The sequence below is a fragment of the Streptomyces sp. Je 1-79 genome, from assembly GCF_025195125.1.
Taxonomy (GTDB): domain Bacteria; phylum Actinomycetota; class Actinomycetes; order Streptomycetales; family Streptomycetaceae; genus Streptomyces.
The window spans coordinates 146,795-163,611 of the sequence record NZ_JAMGSL010000016.1 but is presented as its reverse complement, the minus strand read 5'-3'; the positions used below and the strand labels follow the sequence as shown (position 1 = coordinate 163,611).

Sequence of the window (16,817 nt, the reverse complement as noted above, 5' to 3'; positions counted from 1 at the left end):
TCCACCCCCACGCTGGGGGCGCACACCCGGCGCGCGGTTCAGTGCGACCGGGCCCTTGGCCCCGCGAAGACCCCAGCGTACGCCCGTATGCGCCCCTGGTGAGGGTCAGATGGAGGACCTGTGCGGGTGTTCCGCGAGATGTTTGAGCACGGCCAACGCCTCGTCCGCGCGGGCGTGTTCCACGAAGAGGTGGTCGTGGTGGTAGCCGGCCACGACGTTGCAGCTCAGCCCGGCCCCGGCGAGCGCGCCCGCGACGGCCGCGGTGAGTCCGACGGCGTCGAGCGCGGAGTGGACCTGGAGTGTGATCCGGGCGGCCACGTAGTCGTACGCCAGACCGGCCTCGTCGGCTTTTTCCTGGCGTACGACCAGCGTGAGCCCCTCGCTCTCGGCGACGGTGACGACCGGGGCGAGACCCGCCGGAGCGGGGCCGTCCACGGTGGTGAAGACATAGCGGCCGGGGTCGAGTTCCGGCCGCATCCCGGCGACGAGCCGGGTCAGATCACGTTCTGCGCTCATGATCGCCACCCTAGGGGGGTGGGGTCACGAGCCCTGCCCGCCTCGCATCAGGTCAGGTCGAACTCGCCGTCGCGCGCGTTGACCACGAACGCCCGCCACTCGGCCGGGGTGAAGATCAGCGAGGGCGCCTCGGGCCGACCGCCGTTCCGCATCGCGATGAAGCCCTCGACGAAGGCGATCTGGACGTCCCCCGCACCCTGGCTGCTGGACCGCCAGTCGGCCCCGCTGAGGTCGAGTTCCGGCTTGTCCCAGCCCGCGAAGGCGTGCTGGGTGGTGGTGCTCTCCGCCACGTCCGTGCTCCTCCCGCATAGCGCAACGTCGTCGTCCGGGGCTCAGGGTAGCGAGCGGCACCCGGTGCCGACAGACCGCGGGCGGGCGGCTCGGGCGGCTCAGCCGGCGGGTGGCCGGTCGCCCACGAGCCACATGGAGAAGAACTGCGCGCCCCCTCCGTACGCGTGGCCGAGCGCCCTGCGCGCGCCGTCCACCTGGTGCGCGCCGGCCTGCCCCCGTACCTGGAGCGCGGCCTCGGCGAAGCGGATCATGCCGGACGCGCCGATGGGATTGGTGGAGAGCACACCCCCGGAGGGGTTGACCGGAAGGTCGCCGTCGAGTTCGGTGACCCCGGCCTCGGTGAGCTTCCAGCCCTCGCCCTCCTCTGCGAAGCCCAGGTTCTCCAGCCACATCGGCTCGTACCAGGAGAACGGGACGTACATCTCGACGGCGTCGATCTCGCGGCGCGGGTCGGTGATCCCGGCCTGCCGGTAGACGTCGGCGGCGCAGTCCTTGCCGGCCTGCGGCGAGACGAAGTCCTTCCCCGCGAAGAGGGTGGGCTCACTGCGCATGGCGCCGCCGTGCACCCAGGCGGGCGGCCGGGGCGAACGCTCCGCGCCCGCCCGGTCGGTGAGGACCATCGCGCAGGCTCCGTCGGAGGACGGGCAGGTCTCGGAGTAGCGGATCGGGTCCCAGAGCATCGGCGAGGCCTGGACCTTCTCCAGGGTGATGTCGTGCTCGTGGAGGTGGGCGTACGGGTTCTTCAGCGCGTTGCGCCGGTCCTTGTACGCGACGAGGGAGCCGACGCCGTCGGGGGCGCCGGTGCGACGCATGTAGGCCCGTACGTGCGGGGCGAAGAAGCCACCCGCTCCGGCGAGCAGCGGCTGCTGGAACGGGACGGGCAGGGAGAGGCCCCACATGGCGTTGGATTCGGACTGCTTCTCGAAGGCGAGGGTCAGGACGGTGCGGTGGACGCGGGCGGCGACCAGGTTCGCGGCGACGAGCGCGGTGGACCCGCCGACGGAACCGGCCGTGTGGACACGGAGCATCGGCTTGCCGACCGCGCCGAGGGCGTCGGCGAGGTACAGCTCGGGCATCATCACGCCCTCGAAGAAGTCGGGCGCCTTGCCGATGACGACGGCGTCGACGTCCGCCCACGTCAGCTCGGCGTCCTCCAGGGCGCGCAGGGCTGCCTCGCGTACGAGTCCGGCGATCGACACGTCGTGCCGGGCGGCGACGTGCTTGGTCTGGCCGATGCCGACGACGGCGACGGGCTCCTTAGGCACGGGCTTCCCCTTCCAGGACGGCGACCAGGTTCTGCTGGAGGCAGGGGCCGGAGGTGGCGTGGGCGAGGGCGCGGTCGGAGACGCCCCGGTGGATGCGGGCAGCGGCCTCCCCGAGGCGGATGAGGCCGGCGGCCATCATCGGGTTGGCGGCGAGCGCTCCGCCGGACGGGTTGACCCTCACCCTGTCGTCGAGGTCGAGGGCTCGGCGGAGCACGACCTCCTGGGAGGTGAAGGGCGCGTGGAGTTCGGCGGTGTCGACGGGCCGGTCGAAGGCTCCCGCCCTTTCGGCGGCGAGCCGGGTGGAGGGCGAGTCGGTGAGGTCGCGCACGCCGAGCGAGTGGGCCTCGATCCGGTGGTCGATGCCGCGGATCCAGGCAGGGCGGTCGCACAGTTCACGGGCACGGTCGCCGACGGCGAGGACCACGGCGGCCGCGCCGTCGCCGACGGGCGGGCAGTCTCCGGTGCGCAGCGGACCGACGACGTACGCGCCCTGGTCGCGGGCGCCGGGCAGCTGGGCGTGCGGGTTGGCGGTGGCGTCCTCGCGGCTGCGGGCGGCGATGGCGGCGAGTCGCGGCTCGTCGGCGTGGCCGGCGTCGACGAGCGCCTGCGCCTGGAGGGCGGCGAGGGCGACGGAGTCGGGCCAGAGCGGTGCCACGTAGTAGGGGTCGAGCTGCCGGGTGAGCACGTCGCGTACGGAGCCGGGCGAGGTCTTCCCGTAGGAGTAGACGAGCGCGGTGTCGGCCTCGCCGGTCAGCAGCTTCACCCAGGCCTCGTAGAGCGCCCAGGCGCCGTCCATCTCGACATGGGACTCGGAGATCGGCGGCCAGGCCCCGACACCGTCGAGGGCCATGGTGAAGGAGAAGGCGCGCCCGGCGAGGTAGTCGGAGGAGCCGGAGCAGGTGAAGCCGATGTCGGAGGTCTTGCACCCGGTCTGCCGCAGCACCTCGTGGAGCACGGGCATGACCATCTCGACCTCGGAGAGGTCGTCCGTGCGCCGCAGGTGGTCGGTCTGGGCGAAGGCGACGATCGCCACCTCTCGGTCCGGCGTCACAGCAGCTCCTTGTACGTGTCGTAGTCGGCGTCGGGCTCGCCGGTGGGCCGGTAGTGGTCGGGGTAGCGGCCGTCCTCGCTCCACACCGGTTCGACGCGCAGCCCCATCCGGACCTGGTCGTACGGGATGCCGCCGATCCGGCCGTGGAGCGCGAGCCCGGCGCCGTCGAGGGCGATGTGGGCGTAGACGTACGGGACCTCGATGTCGAGGTTCTTGGCCTTGATGTTGACGATGCAGTAGGTGGTCACCGTGCCGCGCGGGCCGACCTCGACCTGTTCGGTGGTGGCCACGCCGCAGGTGGGGCAGGCGCCGCGGGGCGGGACGTACACCTTGGTGCAGGAGGGGCAGCGTTCGCCGACGGTCCGGTTCTCGGAGAGGGCGTGGAGGTAGGCGGTCTGGGCGCGGCCGGGACTGTACGTGTAGTCGAGACGGGCGGGGGCGACGATGCCGGTGACGGGGTCGTCGAAGGTGCCGTCGTGGTGGCGGGCGCCGGTCACGGGTTCGCCGTCGTACGGTTCGAAGCAGGCGATGTCGGTGATGGCGCCGGCCCGTTCGGCGGCCCAGCGGATCCTGACCCTCATGCCGGTGCGGACGGCTTCGGGGCCGGGCGCGTCCAGGGCGTGGAGGAGGGCGGTGTCGGCGCCGTCGAGCCGGACGAGGACCCAGGCGAAGGGGGTGGCCAGGGGCTGGCCGGTGCGGGGCTCGGGGTTCCAGGCCCAGGTGGTGACGGTGCCGGTGGCGCCGACCTCGACGAGATCGCGGAGTTCGGCCGCGGTCCCGGGGTCGTACTCGACGGGCGGGACGAGCACCGTGCCGCTCTCGGTCCTGACTCCGAGGACGGTCCGCTCGCGCAGCCCGGTCAGGAACGCGGACTGCACGGGCCCGAGGGACCGGGTGAAGGGGAACTCGACGACGAGGGGCGCACGAAGCGTTTCCGGCGCGGGGGCGGAGGTCATGGGGCTCCTTGGTCGGGCGGCGAGTGCGGGCGGGGGTGGGGTCCGTCCCCGAGACCCGGCGCCTTCGAATCCGGCGGGGCTGAATGTCAGCCCGTCCGGCGATCGAGGACACGGCCGAAGGCCGTAGGGGGTCTGGGGGCTTGCCCCCGTTGGGGAATGGGGGTCCCCAGTAGGGGGCGGGTGGGGAAAGCGTCACTCCCGGCGGTAGACGGGCGGCCGTTTCTCCGCGAACGCGCGCGCGCCCTCCTTGGCGTCCGCCGTCTCGAAGATCGGCCAGCCGCGCTGCAGCTCCGCCGCCAGCCCCTCCCCTTCGGTCATCTCGGCCGTCTCGTACACCGACGCCTTGACCGCCTCGACCGCGAGCGGCCCGCACGCGTTGATCCGTTCGGCGACGGCGAGGGCGGCCTCCAGCGCCGTCCCCTCGGGGACGACCCGGCCGACGAGCCCGATCGACGCGGCCTCCTCGGCGCTGTACGGGCGCCCGGTGAGGAGCATCTCCAGGGCGTGCGTGCGGGCGATCTGGCGGGGCAGCCGGACGGTCGAGCCGCCGATCGGGAACAGACCCCGCACCACCTCGAACAGCCCGAAGGTGGCGGTGGCGCCCGCGATCCGGATGTCGGTGCCCTGGAGGATCTCGGTGCCGCCGGCGACGCAGTAGCCCTCGACGGCGGCGATGACGGGCTTGCGGGGGCGGTGGTGGCGCAGCATCGCCTTCCAGTGCAGATCGGGGTCGGCCTTCATCCGGTCCCTGTACCGCTCGCCCTCCATCCCCTTGCCCGCCAGCGCCTTGAGGTCCATCCCGGCGCAGAAGGAGCCGCCGGCACCGGTGAGGACGACGGAGCGGATCGTGTCGTCGGCGTCGGCCTCCAGCCAGCCGTCGTACAGCCCTACCAGCATGGGCAGTGAGAGCGCGTTCTTGGCCTCCGGCCGGTCGAGTGTGAGCACGAGTGTGGCGCCTTCGCGCCGCACGGTGAGGTGTTCGGTCCCACCCATGGACGTCCTCCCGTCTCCAGACCTAGAACAGGTTGCAGGAGGTGCGGTTCCAGTTCAATAGTTTTCTGACACTCAGTCAGATTCTTCTGCGCGACCCCTTCCCACCTCCGCTGCCCGGCGCTCTAATGACCGCCGAGTCAGTTCGGGCCTGGACGACCAGCGGGGTCAGGAGGAACGGTGGAGTACAACCTTGCCGACCTGTTCGAGTCGGTCGTCGACGTGGTCCCGGAGCGCGAGGCGCTCGTCTACGTGGACCATCCGGGCACGGGAGCGGAGCACCGGCTCACGTACGCGGAGCTCGACGCGGCCGCCAACCGTCTCGCCCACCATCTGATCGATTCCGGCCTCCGGCCGGGCGAGCACCTGGGCCTTCACCTCTACAACGGGATCGAGTACCTGCAGACCGTCCTGGCCTGCCTGAAGGCGAGGATCGTCCCGGTCAATGTGAACTACCGATACGTGGAAGAGGAGTTGGTCTACCTCTACCGGGATGCCGACCTGGCCGCGCTCGTCTTCGACGCCGAGTTCACCGGACGGGTCGCGGCCGCGCTGCCGCAGACGGAGAAGCTGCGGCACCTCGTGCGGGTGGGGACCCCGCCCGAGGACGCGCCGCCACTGGACTGTGTGGCGTTCACGGCGGCCGAGGCGGCGGGTTCACCGGAGCGCGGCTTCGGACCGCGTTCGGCGGACGACCTCTTCATCATCTACACCGGCGGGACGACGGGGATGCCGAAGGGCGTCATGTGGCGGCAGGAGGACCTGTTCTTCGCCGGGCTCTTCGGCGGCGACCCGGCGGGCGAGCCGGTCAAGCGGCCCGAGGAGCTGGCCGAGCGGGTCGTGGCAGGCGGCGCGGGGATCACGTTCTTCCCCGCTCCCCCGCTGATGCACGGCACCTCGACCCTGACCTCGTTCATCGCCTTCGACTACGGCCAGCGGGTGGTCATCCACCGCAAGTACGTACCGGAGGAGGTGCTCCGGACGATCGAGAAGGAGAAGGTCTCCAGCGTTTCACTGGTGGGCGACGCGATGCTCAGGCCGCTGATCGACGCGCTCCACGGCCCGCTCAGGGGCACGGACCTCTCCTCGCTCTTCAGCGTCTCCTCGTCCGGGGCGATCATGTCGGAGACGGTACGGGCACAGTTCCAGGCGCTCGTACCGAACGTCCTGCTGCTCAACAACTTCGGCTCCTCGGAGTCCGGTTCCAACGGCAAGGCGACGGACGACTCGGGGCCGGAGAAGGGCTTCCGGCTGGAGGTCAACGAGCGGACGCGGGTCGTGGACCCGGCGACGTACGAGGAGGTCGCGGTCGGCGAGGTGGGGCGCCTCGCACAGCGGGGCCATGTGCCGCTCGGCTACTACAACGACCCGGCGAAGACGGCCGAGACCTTCTTCCAGAAGGGCGACGAGCGGTGGGTGCTGCTCGGCGACATGGCCACCGTCGACGAGGACGGCATCGTCACGGTCCTCGGCCGCGGCTCGCAGTGCATCAACACCGGCGGCGAGAAGGTCTATCCGGAGGAGGTCGAGCAGGCCCTGAAGTCCCATCCCGACGTGTACGACGCGCTGGTGGCCGGCGTTCCCGACGCGAAGTGGGGCAACCACGTGGCGGCCGTCGTCCAGCTGCGCTCCGGGGCTCCCGCGCTCGACCTGGAGATGGTCCAGACCCACTGCCGCACCCGCCTCGCGGGCTACAAGGTCCCCCGCCAGCTCGTGATCACCGACCGCATCCAGCGCTCTCCGAGCGGCAAGGCGGACTACCGCTGGGCCCGCTCCGTCGCCGCCGCCGAGGACTCTGTATAAGGCCTTGCCTATATAAGCAGCCGGTGGCTCTACGCCGTCGAGACGGGGCCCCTGCGGGAGGTGGACGCCTGGCTGGAGCGGTTCCGGGGCTTCTGGGAGCAGCGGCTCGACGCGCTGGGCACGGAGCTCGCGCGAGGCAGGCGCGAGCGCAGAGCGACAGAGGAACGGAGCGGTCATGAGTGAGATCGTCGACGCGATCAACGAGGTGCACCGAGAGGTCGGCACGCGGCAGGTGAAGGCCGGCGACGCGGCGACGGTGCTGCTGCGGCGTACGTACGACGCCGAGGTCGCCGACGTGTGGGACGCGGTGACCTCGCCCGAGCGGATCAGCCGATGGTTCCTGCCGGTCAGCGGTGAGCTCAAGCTCGGCGGGACGTACCAGCTGGAGGGGAACGCCGGCGGCGAGATCCTGGAGTGCGTCCCGCCGGAGCGGCTGCGCGTGTCCTGGCTCTTCGGTCCGGACCCCGGCTTCAGCGAGGTCGAGGTGCGGCTCACGCCCGAGGCCGACGGGCGGACCGTCTTCGACCTGGAACACGTGGCCGTCGTGCCGGAGGAGTTCGCGGGGCAGTTCGGGCCCGGCGCCGTCGGTGTGGGCTGGGACCTGGCACTCCTCGGACTCGGCCGGTACCTCACGGGTGGCGAGATCAGCCGGGAGGAGATGCTCGCCTGGAGCGAGTCGGCCGAGGCCAGGGAGGGCATGAGGCTGTCGGGCGAGCTCTGGGGCTCCGCCTATGCGGCCTCGGGCGCGGCGCCGGACGTCGTGGCGGCCACGACGGCGGCGACGATCGCGTTCTACACGGGTGCGTAGGCCGGCCCTACGACGTCCTCCGACGACGTCCGCCCCGCCGTGTATCCCGAACTCCCGGAGGGCGAGCAGGAATTCGCCCGACCGGGACACCCCGAGGGACCCATCGGCGACTCGTCGCACTTCCCCGTAAGGATCACGTCGTCGTCGGCACGACACCGATCGCCGACCGATCCCGATGATCTTCGCGACCGATCGTGCCGACAGCGCGATACGGTAGGTGTCCACCCCCCTACGAAGGAACCGCACACCCATGCCCGAGACCCTCCGTGGCGACTGCGCGAACTGCTTCGGGCTCTGCTGCGTCGCGCTCCCCTTCGCGAAGTCCGCGGACTTCGCGGTGAACAAGTCCTCGGGCGAACCGTGCCGGAACCTCCAGGAGGACTTCCGCTGCGGCATCCACACCCGGCTGCGGCCGAGCGGGTTCTCGGGCTGCACCGTGTACGACTGCTTCGGCGCGGGCCAGAAGGTCTCGCTGGTCACCTTCCGCGGAGTCTCCTGGCGCGAGGCCCCGGAGACCTCGCGCCAGATGTACGAGGTGTTCCCGGTGATGCGCCAGCTCCACGAGCTGCTGCGCTACCTCACCGAAGCCCTCGCCCTGCCGGCCGCCCGCCCCGTCCACGCCGAGCTGCGCCAGGCCCTGGAACGGGTGGAGGTGCTGACGGAGGGGTCGGCGGACGCGCTGGAGAAGCTGGACGTCTCCGCCGTGCGCGGCGAGGTCAACCCGCTCCTCCTGAAGACCAGCACGCTGGTGCGGGCGACCGCGGGCGGCAAGGCCAGGAGCCGGCGCGGCGCCGATCTGATCGGGGCCCGGCTGCGCGGAGCCAAGCTGCGGGGCGCGGATCTGCGCGGGGCGCTCCTGATCGCCGCCGACCTGACGGGCGCGGATCTGACGCTGGCCGATCTGATCGGGGCCGACCTGCGGGACGCCGATCTCTCCGGCGCGAACCTCACCGGCGCCCTGTTCCTCACCCAGCCCCAGCTGAACGCGGCCCGAGGCGACGACGCGACCCGCCTCCCGGAGGGCTTCGACCGCCCCGCCCACTGGACGCCACGCCCGTAGAGCCCGGCGCCGGGCACGTCCAGGCCGGGGGGCACCTCCCGGGACCCTGGGCCCTTTCTCCGTGGGGCGGCGGCTGGTCGCGCCGCCTAGGGGGCGTACACGTACGGCGTGGTCGTCGTCAGCGTGGCGAAGCCGAGGCGGTGAAGGATCGGGCGGCTCGTGTCTGCCGCGTCGACCTGGACGAAGCGGTGACCCCGCTCGACGGCGATGCGGGTGCGGAAAGCGACGAGGGCGCGGTAGAGGCCCCTGCCCCGCCAGGACTCGACCGTGCCGCCGCCCCACAGACCGGCGAAGTCGGTGCCGGGGTACAGCTCCAGACGCGCGGCGCTGACGGGTTCGTCGCCGGCCATGGCCAGTACGGCGGCGACGGTGTCGGGCGTGGCGGCCAGCTGGTCGAGGAGCTGACGGCCGATGTGGGACGAGTCTCCGCCGAAGGCCCGGTCGTGGACCTCGGTCACCCGCTTCACCCCGGCCTCGTCGGTGACCGGGACCAGCTCGACGCCCTCGGGAAGGTCCACACCGGTGGGCAGCGCGGCCGCCTCGGCGACCATCAGGGTCTCCTGATCCTCGGCGATGAACCCGGCGGTGAGCAGCCGGTCGGTGAGGTCGGCCGGGCCGTCGTGGCCGTACACCTTCCACTCGAAGGGCAGGCCGAGGGCCGCGAAGTGGCGGATCTGTCCGGCGATGACCTCGTCGGCGTCACGCTCGTGGAGGCCGGACCACAGAATGCCGTTCCAGCTATGCGCCGGGCCCGTCTGCCGTACGACGGTGCCGTCGCGCTCCACCCGGGTGCCGGGCCCCTCGGGGCGGGCTCCGAGGCGCAGCTGACGGTCGAACAGGGCGCGTACCGCTTCGTGGTCCATGGCCGCACTCCAGCACCGGCCGGCGCCGCGCGGCAAGCGGATTTCGGCCGCTCCGAGGCCCGACCCGGCGCACCCCCGCACGAGCACCGCGCCCCGGATCACGGTCACCCGGCGTAGGGGAAGGCTCACGGGATCAGAAAGTCCGCGCCACCCCCTTGCCACGGGCGGGGTGCTGCTGGATTTACTGACCTCGAAAGGATCTACCGAATGATCGGTAGTCCGATTTCAGACGTTCAGGACGGTCGGACGGGAGTGGGCGGCACATGACGGATCTGCTGGACAGCGGCGAACGACTCGAGCGCGCGGAGCTGGAGGCGCTCCAGCTGGAGCGCCTGCGGGCCACGCTGCGTCACGCGTACGAGAACGTGGGCTTCTACCGGCAGTCCTTCGACAAGGCGGGCCTCCACCCCGACGACTGCCGCTCGCTCGCCGACCTCGCCCGGTTCCCGTTCACCGTCAAGACCGATCTCCGGGACCACTACCCGTTCGGGATGTTCGCGGTCGACCAGTCCGAGATCCGGCGCATCCACGCCTCCAGCGGGACCACCGGCCGGCCGACCGTGGTCGGCTACACCGGCCGCGACCTGGACACCTGGGCCGACGTCGTCGCCCGCTCGATCCGCGCGGCGGGCGGCAGGCCCGGTCACAAGGTCCATGTGGCTTACGGATACGGCCTGTTCACCGGCGGGCTCGGGGCGCACTACGGCGCGGAGCGGCTCGGCTGTACGGTCATCCCGGCCTCGGGCGGCATGACGGCCCGCCAGGTCCAGCTGATCCAGGACTTCCGGCCCGAGATCATCATGGTGACGCCCTCGTACATGCTCACTCTGCTCGACGAGTTCGAGCGGCAGGGGGTCGACCCGCGGACGACCTCGCTCAAGGTGGGCATCTTCGGCGCCGAGCCGTGGACGGAGGCGATGCGGCGGGAGATCGAGGAGCGCTTCGCCATCGACGCGGTGGACATCTACGGGCTCTCGGAGGTGATGGGGCCGGGCGTCGCGCAGGAGTGCGTGGAGACCAAGGACGGCCTCCACATCTGGGAGGACCACTTCTACCCGGAGATCGTGGACCCGTTCACGGGCGAGGTTCTGCCGGACGGCGAGGAGGGCGAGCTGGTGTTCACCTCCCTGACGAAGGAGGCCATGCCCGTCATCCGCTACCGCACCCGGGACCTGACCCGGCTGCTGCCGGGCACGGCGCGGGTGTTCCGGAGGATGGAGAAGGTCACGGGCCGCAGTGACGACATGGTGATCCTGCGCGGGGTGAACCTCTTCCCGACCCAGATCGAGGAGATCGTGCTGCGCACGCCGGCGGTGGCCCCGCACTTCCAGCTGAGGCTGACGCGCGAGGGCCGCCTCGACGCACTGACGGTACGGGCGGAGGCTCGACCGGATGCCACGCCGGACCAGCGCGCGGAGGCGGCCCGGGCCATCGCGCAGTCGGTCAAGGACGGGATCGGGGTCTCGGTCACGGTCGAGGTGGTCGACCCCGAGACGCTGGAGCGGTCCGTGGGCAAGATCAAGCGGATCGTGGACCTGCGCGGCGAGCGCTGAGAGCCGCGGGGCCCCGGTGCGGGCGCGGCACACACGCCCGCACCGGCGTCATGAGGCGGCGAAGCGGTCACGCAGCTCCCGCTTCAGGATCTTCCCGCTCGCGTTGCGCGGCAGCTCGTCCACGAACAGGATCTTCTTCGGCGCCTTGAAGTGGGCGAGCTTCTCGCGGGCGTGGGCGAGGAGTTCGTCCTCGGTGACCTCGGCCCCGGGGACGACGACGGCCGTGACCGCCTCGATCCAGCGCTCGTCGGGCAGGCCGACGACGGCCACCTCGGCCACGCCCGGATGGGTGTAGAGGGCGTCCTCGACCTGGCGGGAGGCGACCAGCACTCCCCCGGAGTTGATGACGTCCTTCACCCGGTCCACGACCGTGTAGTAGCCCTCCGCGTCACGGACCGCGAGATCGCCGGAGCGGAACCAGCCGCCGCGGAACGCCTCCTTGGTCTCCTCGTGCTTGTCCCAGTAGCCGTCGCACAACTGCGGTGAACGGTAGACGATTTCGCCGGGCGTGCCGTCCGGGACCTCCTCGCCGTCCTCGTCGACGACCTTGGCCTCGACGAAGCGGACCGGCTTCCCGCAGGAGTCCATCCGGCCCTCGTGCTCGTCGGGCCCGAGGACGGTGGCGAGCGGACCGATCTCACTCTGCCCGAAGCAGTTGTAGAAGCGCAGCCCGGGCAGTCGGCCGCGGAGCCGCTCCAGGACGGGCACCGGCATGATCGAGGCGCCGTAGTACGCCTTGCGCAGGGCGGAGAGGTCGCGGCTCGCGAACTCGGGGTGGTGGGAGAGGCCGATCCAGACGGTCGGCGGCGCGAAGAGGCTGTCGGCGCGGCCCGACTCGACCAGGTCGAAGAGCACCGTCGGATCGGGTCCGTCGACGATGGTGTTCTCGGCGCCGACGGCCAGGTACGGCAGCAGGAAGACGTGCATCTGCGCCGAGTGGTAGAGCGGCAGCGAGTGGACCGGCTTGTCGTCCTCGTGCAGGTCGAGCGCCTCGATGGCGCTGGCGTACTCGTGCACCAGGGCCCGGTGCGTCATCCGGGCGCCCTTCGGCAGCGCGGTCGTCCCGGAGGTGTAGAGCAGCTGGACGTACTCGCGGGCGTCACGGTCGGTGTCGTACGTGTCCGGCTCGGCGAGCGCGGCGAGGAAGGAGTCCTCGGTGTCCCGCAGAGCCCGCACCGTCAGATCGGCGGGGACGCGGCCGGCCAGCGCGGGGTCGGCGAGCACGAGCGAACTGCCGGACTGGCGCAGGATGTAGTCGAGGTCCTCGCCGGTGAGGTGGTGGTTGACCGGGACGTGGATCAGGTCCGCTCGGGAGCAGGCGAGGAAGGCGATCAGATAGGCGTCGGAGTTGTGGGCGTAGGTCGCGACCCGGGCCCGCGCCTCCAGCCCGTACCGCTCCCGCAGTACGCAGGCCGCGGTGGTGACGGCCGCGTCCAGCTCCGCGTAGGTCCAGGTGCGGTCCGCGTACCGTACGGCGATCCGCTCGGGGGTGCGCTGGGCGCTCTCGCGCAGGACGCCGTCGACGGTCCGGGTGAGGAGTCGTTCCATGACGGGATCCTCGGCGGCGGCGGACGGCGGGTCAAGTACCGGAGCGCGCCCCGCGCCTTGGACCGAACGACGTCAGGGCCCGGACGACGTCACGGGCTGAAACGACGTCACGGGCTGAAGGACAGGAAGACGAAGGCGGCGAAGATCGAGAGGTGGACGCCGCCCTGGAGCAGCGTGGCCCGTCCCGGCACCACGGTCAGGGCGCTCACGACGGCGGTGAGCACCAGCAGCACCATGTGGACGGCCCCCAGGCCCAGGACGAGAGGCCCGGACAGCCAGATCGTGGCGAGTGCGATGGCCGGGATCGTCAGACCGATGCTGGCGATCGCGGAGCCGTAGGCGAGGTTGAGGCTGGTCTGCATACGGTCCCGGCGCGCCGCGCGCACGGCCGCGAGCGTCTCGGGCAGCAGCACCATCAGGGCGATGATCACGCCGACGACGGCCTTGGGCAGACCGGCCGACTCGACGCCGTCCTCGATGGTCGGCGAGATGATCTTGGCAAGGCCCACGACGGCGACGAGCGCCAGGACGAGCAGGCCGAGGCTGGCCAGGGTCTCCCGCTCGGTCGGCGGGTCCGCGTGGTCCTCCTCGGACTCGTGGCCCGGGCGCGCGACGGGAAGGAAGTAGTCCCGGTGCCGGAAGGTCTGGACGGCGACGAACACCCCGTACAGACAGAGGGAGGCGACGGCGGCGAAGGCCAGCTGGGCTCCGGAGAACTCGGGGCCGGCATGACTGGTCGTGAAGGTCGGCAGGACCAGGGTCATCGTCGCGAGGGTGCAGACGGTGGCGAGGGCGCCGCCCGAGCCCTCGGCGTTGAAGACGGCGACGCGGTTGCGCAGGGTGCCCACGAGGAGCGAGAGACCGACGATGCCGTTGCAGGTGATCATGACGGCGGCGAAGACCGTGTCCCGGGCGTAGGTGGAGGTCTTCTCGCCGCCGCCTGCCATCAGGGTGACGATCAGTCCGACCTCGATGACCGTGACGGCGACCGCGAGGACGAGCGAGCCGAAGGGCTCACCGACGCGGTGGGCGACGACCTCGGCGTGATGGACGGCGGCCAGGACCGCGGCGATCAGGCAGACGGCGATGAGCCCGACGACGAAGCCTGGGAGGCCGCGTCCCCACGTGAGCCCGAGGGCGACGGCCGCCAGGACCGGTCCCCACGTCGTCCACTGCCGCGCCAGCCCCGCCTCGCTCGAACTCATGCCCTGCATCCTGCCATATGGGAGACATATGCCGACTTGCGGCGTCTGCCCGCCATGAACCGTCCGGCCGAGCGGACGCCGACAGTCGGGGCGGACGGCTCTTCGACCCTACGTGATGTTCCTCCGCGCCCCTCGGCAAGCCCGTACACCTACAGCGACGGGGGCCACCGACGCCGGAGCGGCTACAGCGGGCGCTCGTGGCCCTCCCAGTAGGGCTCGCGGAGCCGCCGCTTGTAGAGCTTCCCGTTGGGGTCGCGGGGCATCGTGGTGATGAAGTCCACCGACTTGGGACGCTTGTACCCCGCGAGACGCTCCTCGCAGTGCGCCAGGATGTCCGCGGCGAGCGTCTCGCCCGGCTCGTGGCCCTCGGCCGCCTCGACGACGGCCTTGACCTCCTCGCCCCAGTCGGCGTGCGGGATGCCGAACGCGGCGGCGTCGGCGACCGCGGGGTGGGTGAGGAGCGCCGACTCGATCTCGGCGGGGTAGATGTTGACCCCGCCGGAGATGATCATGTCGATCTTGCGGTCACGGAGGAAGAGATAGCCGTCCTCGTCGAGGACGCCCAGGTCGCCGACGGTGAAGAAGTCACCGATGCGGTTCTTCGCGGTCTTCGCCTCGTCCTTGTGGTACGAGAAGCCGCCGGTGCTCATCTTCATGTAGACCGTGCCCAGTTCACCGGGCGGGAGACGGTTGCCGTCGTCGTCGAAGACGGCCAGCTCGCTGATGGGCCAGGCCTTGCCGACGGTGCCCGGCTTCTTCAGCCAGTCCTCGGCGGTGGCGAAGGCGCCGCCGCCCTCGCTCGCCGCGTAGTACTCCTCCACACAGCTCCCCCACCAGTCGATCATCGCCCGCTTGACGTGGTCGGGGCAGGGCGCGGCGCCATGGATGGCGTGCCGCATCGAGGAGACGTCGTACCGGCTCCGTACGTCCTCCGGGAGGGCGAGCAGCCGGTGGAACTGGGTGGGGACCATGTGGGTGTGCGAGCAGTCGTGGGCGTCGATGAGGCGCAGCATCTCCTCGGGGGTCCACTTGTCCATGAGGACGAGCGGGTGGCCGATGTGCAGGGCCGCGCCGGCGAACTGCAGCACGGCCGTGTGGTACAGCGGCGAGCAGACGAGGTGGACGTTGCCGTCGAAGGGCCGGATCCCGAAGATGCCGAGGAATCCGCCGAGGTACGTCTCCTCGGGGAGCTTGCCCGGCAGTGGGCGGCGGATGCCGCGGGGGCGGCCGGTGGTGCCGGAGGTGTAGTTCATGACCCAGCCGAGGGTGCGGTCCTCGGGGACGGACTCCGGGAAGCCGTCGAGGAGTTCGGCGTACGGGCGGAAGCCGGGGACCGTTCCGACGGCATGCCGGTGGTCGGCGGGCAGCCCGGCCTCGTCGGCCGCGGCCGTCGCGGCGGCGGCGAACCGCTCGTGCGCGACGAGGACCTTGGCGCCGGAGTCGGCGACGATCCACGCGATCTCGGGGCCGACGAGGTGGTGGTTGACGGGGACGAGGTAGAAGCCCGCCTGGGAGGCGGCGAGGTACGCGGTGAGGAACTCGACCCCGTTGGGCAGGACGACCGCGAAGGCGTCGCCCCGCTCCAGGCCGGCCGCGCGCAGTCCGTGGACCAGCCGGTTCACGTCGGCGTGGAGCCGGCCGGCCGTCCACTCCTCGCCGTCGGGCGCGATCAGCACCGTACGGGAGGGGTCGGCGGTGGCCTGCGACCAGAAGCCGTTGGGGTCGCCCATCATGCGCTCCTTCCCGCGATGCGGTTGATGCGGTCCACGGCCTTCTCGAAGCCCCGGGTGAGTTCGTCGAAGACCTGCTGCACACTGCGTTCGGCGTTCATCCGGCCGACGATCTGCCCGACGGGCGTGCCGAGCAGCGGATCCACCTCGTACTTCTGGATACGGGAGACGGCCTCGGCGACCAGCAGCCCCTGGAGGGGCATGGGAAGGGCGCCGGGGCCGTCCGGGTCGTCCCAGGCGTCGGTCCACTCGGTGCGCAGCTGGCGGGCGGGCTTGCCGGTCAGGGCGCGGGAGCGGACGGTGTCGCCGGAGCCGGCGGCGAGGAGCTTGGCGGTCAGGGCGCGTGAGTGGAGCTCGGCCTCGGTGGTGGTGAGCCAGAGGGAGCCGAGCCAGACGCCCTGGGCGCCGAGCGCGAGCCCGGCGGCGATCTGTTCGCCGCTGCCGATGCCTCCGGCGGCGAGGACGGGGAGCGGGGAGACGGCGTCGACGACCTCGGGCGTGAGGACCATGGAGGCGATCTCGCCGGTGTGGCCACCGGCCTCGTAGCCCTGCGCGACGACGATGTCGATGCCGGCTTCGGCATGGTGGCGGGCGTGCCGGGCGCTGCCCGCGAGGGCCGCGACGAGGACGTCGTGGTCGTGGGCGCGCCGGACGACGTCGGCGGGCGGGGAGCCGAGGGCGTTGGCGAGAAGCTTGATGGGATAGTCGAAGGCGACGTCGAGCTGGTTGCGGGCGACCTGTTCCATCCAGCCGGTGATGCGCCAGCCGGAGGCCTCCCCCGCGGCGAGTTCGGGGACGCCGTGCTTGGCGAGGGTGGTGCGGACGAACTCCCGGTGCCCCTCGGGGATCATCGCCTCGACATCGGCCTCGCTCACCCCCTCGACCTTCTTCGCGGGCATGACGACGTCGAGGCCGTAGGGCAGCCCGTCGGTGTGCTCCTGCATCCAGTCGAGATCGCGGGCGAGGTCGTCGGGGGCGGTGTAGCGCACCGCGCCGAGGACGCCGAACCCGCCGGCTCTGGTGATGGCGGCGGCCACCGCGGGGAAGGGCGTGAAGCCGAAGATGGCGTGCTCGATCCCCAGTTTTTGGCTCAGCTCCGTCTTCATGGGCGGCAGGATGCCGCAGGGCAGCGGTCGAGGGAAGAGGTTTTCTGATGCAGTGTCAGATTCTTTGTGCTG

Annotated in this window: 15 protein-coding genes and 1 pseudogene; 5 read left to right on the top strand and 11 right to left on the bottom strand. The window is 71.6% G+C overall.

Going from position 1 to position 16,817, the window contains the following annotated elements; translation table 11 throughout:
• Positions 1-105: 105 nt before the first annotated feature.
• From M5362_RS28925 to M5362_RS28900, 6 genes are all read right to left on the bottom strand, one after another.
• Positions 106-516 carry an ACT domain-containing protein gene (locus M5362_RS28925; protein WP_260230755.1) on the bottom strand — a complete coding sequence of 137 codons (411 nt, stop codon included), beginning with the start codon at positions 514-516 and terminating at the stop codon, positions 106-108.
• Between the two features lie 47 nt (positions 517-563).
• On the bottom strand, positions 564-806 hold the full coding sequence (locus M5362_RS28920; RefSeq protein WP_260230754.1) for a DUF397 domain-containing protein: 243 nt from the start codon (positions 804-806) through the stop codon (positions 564-566).
• A 99-nt stretch (positions 807-905) separates the two neighbouring features.
• Positions 906-2,072, bottom strand: coding sequence for a thiolase domain-containing protein (locus M5362_RS28915; protein WP_260230753.1), 1,167 nt, complete (start codon positions 2,070-2,072; stop codon positions 906-908).
• Positions 2,065-3,123, bottom strand: a complete 1,059-nt coding sequence (locus M5362_RS28910; protein ID WP_260230752.1) for a thiolase domain-containing protein — start codon at positions 3,121-3,123, stop codon at positions 2,065-2,067. Before M5362_RS28910 ends, M5362_RS28915 begins: the two co-directional genes overlap by 8 nt.
• Positions 3,120-4,079 carry a Zn-ribbon domain-containing OB-fold protein gene (locus M5362_RS28905; protein ID WP_260230751.1) on the bottom strand — a complete coding sequence of 320 codons (960 nt, stop codon included), beginning with the start codon at positions 4,077-4,079 and terminating at the stop codon, positions 3,120-3,122. The genes M5362_RS28910 and M5362_RS28905 overlap by 4 nt, the downstream gene beginning before the upstream one ends.
• 192 nt (positions 4,080-4,271) lie before the next feature.
• Positions 4,272-5,072, bottom strand: a complete 801-nt coding sequence (locus M5362_RS28900; RefSeq protein WP_260230750.1) for a crotonase/enoyl-CoA hydratase family protein — start codon at positions 5,070-5,072, stop codon at positions 4,272-4,274.
• A gap of 177 nt (positions 5,073-5,249) precedes the next feature.
• On the opposite strand from M5362_RS28900, the gene M5362_RS28895 reads away from it, so the two are divergent.
• The 4 genes and pseudogenes from M5362_RS28895 (at position 5,250) to M5362_RS28880 (ending at position 8,740) form a co-directional block, all read left to right on the top strand.
• The gene (locus tag M5362_RS28895) at positions 5,250-6,872 is read left to right on the top strand and encodes an acyl-CoA synthetase (RefSeq protein ID WP_260230749.1); all 1,623 of its coding nucleotides are present in this window, start codon (positions 5,250-5,252) and stop codon (positions 6,870-6,872) included.
• 18 nt (positions 6,873-6,890) lie between these two features.
• Positions 6,891-7,055 (top strand): annotated as a pseudogene (locus tag M5362_RS28890) (transcriptional regulator); the annotation flags it as partial.
• The gene (locus M5362_RS28885) at positions 7,048-7,680 is read left to right on the top strand and encodes an SRPBCC family protein (RefSeq protein WP_260230748.1); all 633 of its coding nucleotides are present in this window, start codon (positions 7,048-7,050) and stop codon (positions 7,678-7,680) included. The pseudogene M5362_RS28890 and the gene M5362_RS28885, both read left to right, overlap by 8 nt.
• Before the next feature lie 250 nt (positions 7,681-7,930).
• On the top strand, positions 7,931-8,740 hold the full coding sequence (locus M5362_RS28880) for a pentapeptide repeat-containing protein (RefSeq protein WP_260230747.1): 810 nt from the start codon (positions 7,931-7,933) through the stop codon (positions 8,738-8,740).
• A gap of 86 nt (positions 8,741-8,826) precedes the next feature.
• Here M5362_RS28880 and M5362_RS28875 read toward each other — a convergent pair whose 3' ends face one another.
• Positions 8,827-9,603, bottom strand: a complete 777-nt coding sequence (locus M5362_RS28875) for a GNAT family N-acetyltransferase (protein WP_260230746.1) — start codon at positions 9,601-9,603, stop codon at positions 8,827-8,829.
• 263 nt (positions 9,604-9,866) lie between these two features.
• On the opposite strand from M5362_RS28875, the gene paaK reads away from it, so the two are divergent.
• On the top strand, positions 9,867-11,156 hold the full coding sequence (gene paaK / locus M5362_RS28870) for a phenylacetate--CoA ligase PaaK (protein ID WP_260230745.1): 1,290 nt from the start codon (positions 9,867-9,869) through the stop codon (positions 11,154-11,156).
• Positions 11,157-11,204: 48 nt separating this feature from the next.
• On the opposite strand, the gene M5362_RS28865 is transcribed toward paaK, so the two are convergent.
• The 4 genes from M5362_RS28865 to M5362_RS28850 all read right to left on the bottom strand — a co-directional run bounded on the left by M5362_RS28865 (position 11,205) and on the right by M5362_RS28850 (position 16,745).
• Positions 11,205-12,704 (bottom strand): fatty acyl-CoA synthetase, encoded by a 1,500-nt coding sequence (locus M5362_RS28865; RefSeq protein WP_260230744.1) that lies wholly within the window; start codon positions 12,702-12,704, stop codon positions 11,205-11,207.
• Between the two features lie 107 nt (positions 12,705-12,811).
• Positions 12,812-13,909 (bottom strand): calcium:proton antiporter, encoded by a 1,098-nt coding sequence (locus M5362_RS28860; protein WP_260230743.1) that lies wholly within the window; start codon positions 13,907-13,909, stop codon positions 12,812-12,814.
• 182 nt (positions 13,910-14,091) lie between these two features.
• Positions 14,092-15,642 carry an acyl-CoA synthetase gene (locus M5362_RS28855; protein ID WP_260230742.1) on the bottom strand — a complete coding sequence of 517 codons (1,551 nt, stop codon included), beginning with the start codon at positions 15,640-15,642 and terminating at the stop codon, positions 14,092-14,094.
• Positions 15,639-16,745 (bottom strand): nitronate monooxygenase family protein, encoded by a 1,107-nt coding sequence (locus tag M5362_RS28850; RefSeq protein ID WP_260230741.1) that lies wholly within the window; start codon positions 16,743-16,745, stop codon positions 15,639-15,641. Before M5362_RS28850 ends, M5362_RS28855 begins: the two co-directional genes overlap by 4 nt.
• Between the last annotated feature and the right edge of the window lie 72 nt (positions 16,746-16,817).